The following is a 6,080-nucleotide window of genomic DNA, read 5'->3' as shown; positions in this document are numbered from 1 at the left end:
GTTAGGCACCGACTGGAACGACTGCGTGCACAAACAGCATGGCGCCACCGAGGATCAACACGAGCACGGCAATGCGCCACGGCTCTATGATCGGCAGGGGTGAAGGCTTGTCGGGCTGAGTGCTCATCGGCCTGCTGTCCTCCGGCGCTTGTAAGGCGCGAAGGGACGCCGGAAGCGTAAACGCTTCCTGAAGATGCCGGCCGTTCGACGTTGACTTAACCGTGCCTGCCGGCCGACATGCCATGTCCGGCTATGGCGCGCCCCGTGCAAGTCGTGAGCCGGCTGAAACAAGGGATCAAGGCCGCGAGAAAGACTTAAGCCCAAAACGCCAACGGCCCCACCCCGGCAAGGATGAGGCCGTCGAAAATCGAATGAGGTCCGGGGACCGCCTGATGTCAATCGGGATCGCTTCCCGAAACGATGATGTTTTGCCTTTTGCCGGGGACGGTTCACGCCAAGCCCCCTGCTTTGACGCGGCTCGAGCAGGGCTGTGAGTGATGTTTCACGCGACCATGGCCGCCGCGATCGACGCACCAGGCTAGGCGATCCAACGCCAACTGCGCCATCGGAAGTTCGACACGACCGCCGGTTACATCCAGAGCGGAAAGCTTTTTAAGCAGAACGCGGCCGGCATGGCTGGCTTGTGAGTTCCGCTGGGCTCTATTCTAGCTTCAATGTGACGACTTCGAAAGGTGGGTAGCGGAGCGGCACGCGTTTCAGTCCTCTTCCATCCGCAGAGATACTAGGCCTACATTCGACCCCAGGTTACCTTTCATGATGGAGGATCTCGTCCACTCGGCGGTGACGATGAACACCGAGAGCCGGCGGCCTGCTGAACCTGTCGGGCGCGGCCGGCACCTTCCAGCCGGGAGAGGCTGGCGAGCGACACGCTCAGCGTGATCAGCCTCGGTAAACCGCAATTGGGGGTTGGCATTGACGCGTTCCATGTACGGCGTACATGAGAGGGCATGAGGAATAACGCAGTCCGTCCCGCTCAGCGGCGTACGCGCGTCGGCAGCTTCGTTGCCGGCCTCAGCACCCTTGCGTCCATTTGGCCGGCGGTCTCACCCAATACGCGCGCACCATCCCGCACAGATCTAGAGGCCTTACGGGGTGATAGCGCGCGGATCGGAGACGACATGCGCCGTGTGATTGATCGTGAGCGTGCGCGTGTCGAGACGGCCCAAAGGTAACCCTCCGGCGCGGCAGCAGCCTTCGCAGGATCAGCAGCCTACCGTCATCGAGCGCAATGAATTCTGGCAGGGGCCTTTGCCACCGCCGGTCGTGCTCGATCAATTCCGCCAGCTCGTGCCTGATGCACCCGAGCGCATCTTCGCGATGTGGGAGCAGGAGGCTCAGCACCGTCGAGAGCTAGAAAAGTCTTCGCTCAAGGGCAATCTTCAAACAGTTCGGCTTGGCCAATGGGCGGCTATCGCCTTCTCTCTATCTGCCCTTGCCGTCGCTGCTCTCGCTCTCACTCTTGGTTATCCCTCCGCGGCAATGGTCATCGGAGCCTTGGATATCGCCGCGGTCGTAGGCGCCTTCCTCTACGTGCGCAGACAGAACGGGCAGTAGCTCGGCCACCGGAACATCCAGCCGGTCGCCGCCTTCGCTTCGTAGGTCATCCGTGGAGCACACCATGAGCAACAACGACGCGACTAAGACAGAGGCGATCGGCACCCTACCGCCTGGCCATCCGCTCGATCCCGCGAAGGCACCGGCGCCTCCGGCCGAGAGCGCGGGTCCCACCTCTCCCGGGCTGCCTAATCCGAAGCCGGATCGTGCGCCCGAGAGTGGCGGCTATGATGGGAAGCCGCCGTCGACCGGCTCTAGCAACTCAAAAGGCGGCTACGGGGCCGGTTGAGCCACCCCTAAGCCCGCCGCGGTCTAGCGGCGGGCTCTGTGGCCCCCTCAGGCAGCCATGCGGCCAGGCCGACCTAGGCCGAGCTCGCGCGCGAGGGCCGATCGTTTTTCGGAGTAACTCGCTGCGGTCATGGGGTAGTCGGCCGGCAAGCCGAAGCGTTTGCGGTAGCTTTGCGGGCCGAGCCCGTGACCGGTCAGGTGACGCTTGAGGGTCTTGTAGGGCTTGCCGTCGATGAAGCTGACCAGCCCGTCGGGCCGGATCGATTTGCGGATCTCTACCGGTGTCGGAAAGGCGACTTCCTTGTTCGAAACGCTGGCACCACCGGTGGCTGTCCCGCTGGCGATACCATTGAGGGCTGCATGAACGGTGCTGATCAATGCCGGAAGCTCCGTTGCCGGCATGTGATTGTTTGAGACGTAGGCCATCACAAGTTTGCTGGCCAGCGCAACCGCATCGGCGCTTTGTGATTGATTTTTGTGCATAATCGGATTATTCTCTCGGCTTTGATGCAAAACAGTATCGCCGATATAAAAGCCAATACAAGTCTCGCGCGTCAATAGAACGCATGGGGCGTTTGTGTTATGCATTCATGCCGCAAAGATTGAATAGCTTTGGCAATCGCAGCGGTAGGTCGGAGTCGGGGCGTCCTTATGGGCGGCCCCAGCTTCTCGCGCATCGCTCCGCGGAAGCGACGGCGTCGAGCGAGATGCTTTTAGCTGGTGTCGACATCCGGGTAGGTTCTTTCTAGGTCATTTCCTAGTTTAACTCAAATAAGAGATGCATCGCAGTGCTAGACACGCTGCTATATCATCCGCATGACGCCGGTCCGGCGGCTTATCATGCTGCCGGCGCGGGCGTTGCAATGCATGGCGGCATGGTTGCTGTTGCCGGTCGCCGAGGCGTTGGGGTCGAGACCGTCGCCTGGCGCCGCGACGCTGCCCGTGTTCGGACTGAGCAAGAGGCCGAGTGTCAGGGTCGCGCCGAGGATGAGCTTGTTCATGGATAGGGCTTTCCACGGCGTCATGCCGTCGAGCCGGAACAGAGACTGTCATGCCAAGTTCCTGCGTGAACGTGCTTTGGGGGTGTTCTCACAGTTTTATGAGGATACCCAATCGGCTTCAGTATTTTCCGCCAAGCTATCACTTGACGATCCGGCGGAGCGTGTAGAGCAGTAGGCCTGCTCTTGTGGAGGATATGGCCTTGGACGAACAAGTCGAAACTCAATCGACCAATTTCATCGAACTCGCCGCCGACCTCGTGGCGGCCTACGTGTCGAACAACAACGTGCCGGTGTCCGAACTGGCGAACGTGATCGCTTCGGTTCACGCGGCCTTTGCCGGTCTTGCGAACGGGGTGCCCGCCGAGCCCGCTGGCCCTGAGAAGCCGACACCGGCACAGGTCCGCAAGTCGATCACGCCGGACGCGCTGATCTCTTTTATCGACGGCAAGCGGTACAAAACGCTCAAGCGCCACGTTACCAAGGCCGGCCTCACGATGGAGACCTACCGCGCGCGCTACGGCCTGCCATCGGACTATCCCTCGACCGCCGCAAGCTACTCCGCTCAGCGGTCCGAGCTGGCACGGTCTCTCGGCCTCGGCCAGCAGCGGCGCAAGGCAGCCCCCATGGCCGCCGCTGCCGACGAGACGGTTGCTGAGGCGCCCAAGACCTCCAAGGGGAAGCCCAAGGCCGCTAAGGCCTCCGAGGCAGCCCCTAAGGCGCGTGGGCGGAAGAAGGCCACCGAGACGGCCTGACGCCGCTCGGCGCCTCGGCATGGCGCGTTCTGACACCCGTTGCCATGCGTCGGCTGCCGCTCGGAACACCCGAGCGGCAAGGAGGTTAAATCAGCAACACGGCCGGGCCCTGACCCCCCATCTTGATTCCTGGCAATGTAGCGCTCGACTACGGCTCATCTCCCGGTGGTCAAGCGCGAATTTTCGTCAGAAACATTCGGACAAGAAAACGCGACAATGCGTCAGGATCCTGCATGCATCGCATAAATGGGTGGTCGCGTTACTCTAGCAGATTGCTTAAGTAGGAGATCATCCTGATGAAACGACTTGCACTCGCATCGACCGCGCTTGTTGCTGCCCTCGCTTTCATGCCCGCGAGCGCTGATGCCCGTGGCTTCGGCGGCGGTGGCGGCTTTGGCGGTGGTGGGTTTCGTGGTGGTGGCTTTGGTCGTGGCGGGTTCGGCGGCGGCTTCCGAGGTGCTAGGTTCGGCGGTGGTTATGGCCGCGGGTACTATGGTCGCGGCTATGGTTATGGCCTTGGGGGCCTCGGTCTCGGGGTTGGGCTCGGCCTTGCAGCAGGCGGCCTTTATGGCGGGTACGGCGGCTACGGGTACGGCTATGACGACGGCTACTACGCCCCTGTAGGATACGGCGGTTACGGCTATGGCTATCGCCGTCCGCTCTATCGCTATGGCTACGGACCCTACGGGTACGGCTACTAAGTTAAGTTCTGCTTAGTGGTTGAAAGTATGAAGGCCCGATCGGTTAGAAAACGGTCGGGCTTTTTGCTGTCTTATTTCGGATAAATATCCGAGAAACTCGCCCACGGATTGTACGATCTAACAATTGTCATACTGCCTAACTCGCAACTTAGCGCCCCATTGTGGCACGCCGCGCCGCTTGTAGTTTTGATGAGGCCCTAACCGGGTGCTGCCATCCTACTCCAAGCCATGTTGCGTATCGGCCTCTCTGGTAGGATCCGGGGTTCCCCTGTCCCGTGAGCAGATCGGGACGGGGCCGAACCGTCCGACCGTCCAAGAAACCTTCAAATGCCACCTCACGATAGAACGCTCCTCACCGATGAGGCCCTTGATCAGCTCGCGCGCCTATGGTTCGCCGACGTGCGGGCCGAGCATCCTGAACCGCGCTTGAGCGGTCAGCAGCGGGATGCAGCCGGCGAAGTCGGAGCCGGAGCGCTCGATTGGTTGTTCGGTGGCAGTGACAGCGATACCGCCGGGGATGATGGCGGGGATTAAGGATGGGCAAATTTCGCCGCCCTAGCAGTCCCCCCATCTGCAACCGGGTTGGAGCTTATGGGTTGAGGAAGCGTCGCCTTTCGGCGGCTGAGGCTTCCCCATGCTCCTGATTGCGTCTCTCGTAGCGGGCACCTTTGCGCTTGCCGGCTCCTTCTCCCTCATCGCCATCATGGCGGAGTAAGGTAGTAGGCGCCCGCCAGTCAGTGATCGGATGGCGGGGCCGAACTCGTAGGCATTGAGCGTAACGCGCTCAACGCGGTCGCGACGAACGCTCAGCGCGCTCCGGCGGCGCCTGTCGACGGGCTGCTCATGCCCGACGAGCCAGCGCCCGGCGCACCGGTCCCTGTGCTCACCCCGTTCGCTCCCGGGGCCGTCATCGGGGTAGAGCCCGTGCCGCCGCCGGCGTTCGCGCCGCCCGGGGTAGCGAGTTCCTTCGGCTGGCCGGTGGTTGAACCGCCAGTGCTGCTGGTCCCCATCCCAGTTCCGGTCGTGCCCGAGGGGCCAGTTGCTTGTGCGAGCGCGGCGCCGGACAGCGCCAAGGTGAACGAGGCGGCGAGTACGAGTGTTTTAATCGACATAAATGTTCCTCACGCTGCGCCAATACCGGCGCGTTGATACTAAGACCAAACGTGCGCGCGGTCGTTTTTGTTCAATAATCTGTGCGCTAGTGACCGAGCCCTATCCGCCTTGTAGGCTCTCGGCGAATCCGTCCGGCACCTCGCCGAACTGACCTAGTGGAGTGACTCAGACGGATGGTTCAGGGCCTCGGCTGACGGCGGCGAGGATATCGGTGGCGGGTTTGGTCCGGACGAAGGGTCTGGCGCTCCGGTTGTGCTCGGCGATGTAGCGATTGATGGCCGCTTGCAGGTCGACGACGCCGGTGAAGGAGCCTCGCCGCAGCCGACGCCGGGTGAGCGCCGAGAAGAAGCCCTCGACGGCGTTGAGTCAGGAGGCCGAGGTCGGGGTGAAGTGGAAAATCCAGCGCGGGTGGCGGGCGAGCCAGGCGCGCACCTTCGGATGTTTGTGGGGGGCGACGTTGTCGAGGATGGCGTGGATCACTTTACCGGGCGGGACGGTGGCCTCACGGCGTTGAGGAATCGGATGAACTCGCCGTTTCGGTGACGCTGCATGCAGCGGCCGAGCACGGTACCGGCCAGGACGTCGAGTGCGGCAAACAGTGTCGTCGTGCCGTGACGGGTATAGTCGTGGGTCTGGGCAGCGGGATGGCC

General features: G+C 62.3%; 5 protein-coding genes and 1 pseudogene. 3 read left to right on the top strand and 3 right to left on the bottom strand.

Annotation, left to right across the window (positions count from 1 at the left end; genetic code table 11):
• The first annotated feature begins 1,158 nt into the window (after positions 1 to 1,158).
• Positions 1,159 to 1,575: a DUF2335 domain-containing protein gene (locus tag FV230_RS23120; RefSeq protein WP_187275000.1), complete on the top strand. Its 417-nt coding sequence runs from the start codon at positions 1,159 to 1,161 to the stop codon at positions 1,573 to 1,575.
• 336 nt (positions 1,576 to 1,911) lie between these two features.
• Here the strand turns inward: FV230_RS23120 and FV230_RS23110 are convergent, their stop codons facing one another.
• The gene (locus FV230_RS23110; protein WP_348642160.1) at positions 1,912 to 2,421 is read right to left on the bottom strand and encodes a MucR family transcriptional regulator; all 510 of its coding nucleotides are present in this window, start codon (positions 2,419 to 2,421) and stop codon (positions 1,912 to 1,914) included.
• A gap of 245 nt (positions 2,422 to 2,666) precedes the next feature.
• A complete protein-coding gene (locus tag FV230_RS23105) occupies positions 2,667 to 2,864 on the bottom strand; it encodes a hypothetical protein (protein ID WP_147844065.1) in 198 nt (65 codons plus the stop codon).
• Between the two features lie 194 nt (positions 2,865 to 3,058).
• On the opposite strand from FV230_RS23105, the gene FV230_RS23100 reads away from it, so the two are divergent.
• Both FV230_RS23100 and FV230_RS23095 read left to right on the top strand, forming a co-directional pair.
• Positions 3,059 to 3,616 (top strand): MucR family transcriptional regulator, encoded by a 558-nt coding sequence (locus FV230_RS23100; RefSeq protein WP_147727882.1) that lies wholly within the window; start codon positions 3,059 to 3,061, stop codon positions 3,614 to 3,616.
• 296 nt (positions 3,617 to 3,912) lie between these two features.
• Positions 3,913 to 4,317: a hypothetical protein gene (locus tag FV230_RS23095; RefSeq protein WP_147844064.1), complete on the top strand. Its 405-nt coding sequence runs from the start codon at positions 3,913 to 3,915 to the stop codon at positions 4,315 to 4,317.
• A 1,278-nt stretch (positions 4,318 to 5,595) separates the two neighbouring features.
• Here the strand turns inward: FV230_RS23095 and FV230_RS23085 are convergent.
• A pseudogene (locus FV230_RS23085) lies at positions 5,596 to 6,080 on the bottom strand (IS630 family transposase); the annotation flags it as partial.

It is taken from the genome of Methylobacterium sp. WL6, assembly GCF_008040095.1.
Taxonomy (GTDB): Bacteria; Pseudomonadota; Alphaproteobacteria; order Rhizobiales; family Beijerinckiaceae; genus Methylobacterium.
The sequence above is the reverse complement of the archived record's forward strand: the minus strand, read 5'-3'. Positions and strand labels throughout refer to the sequence as shown.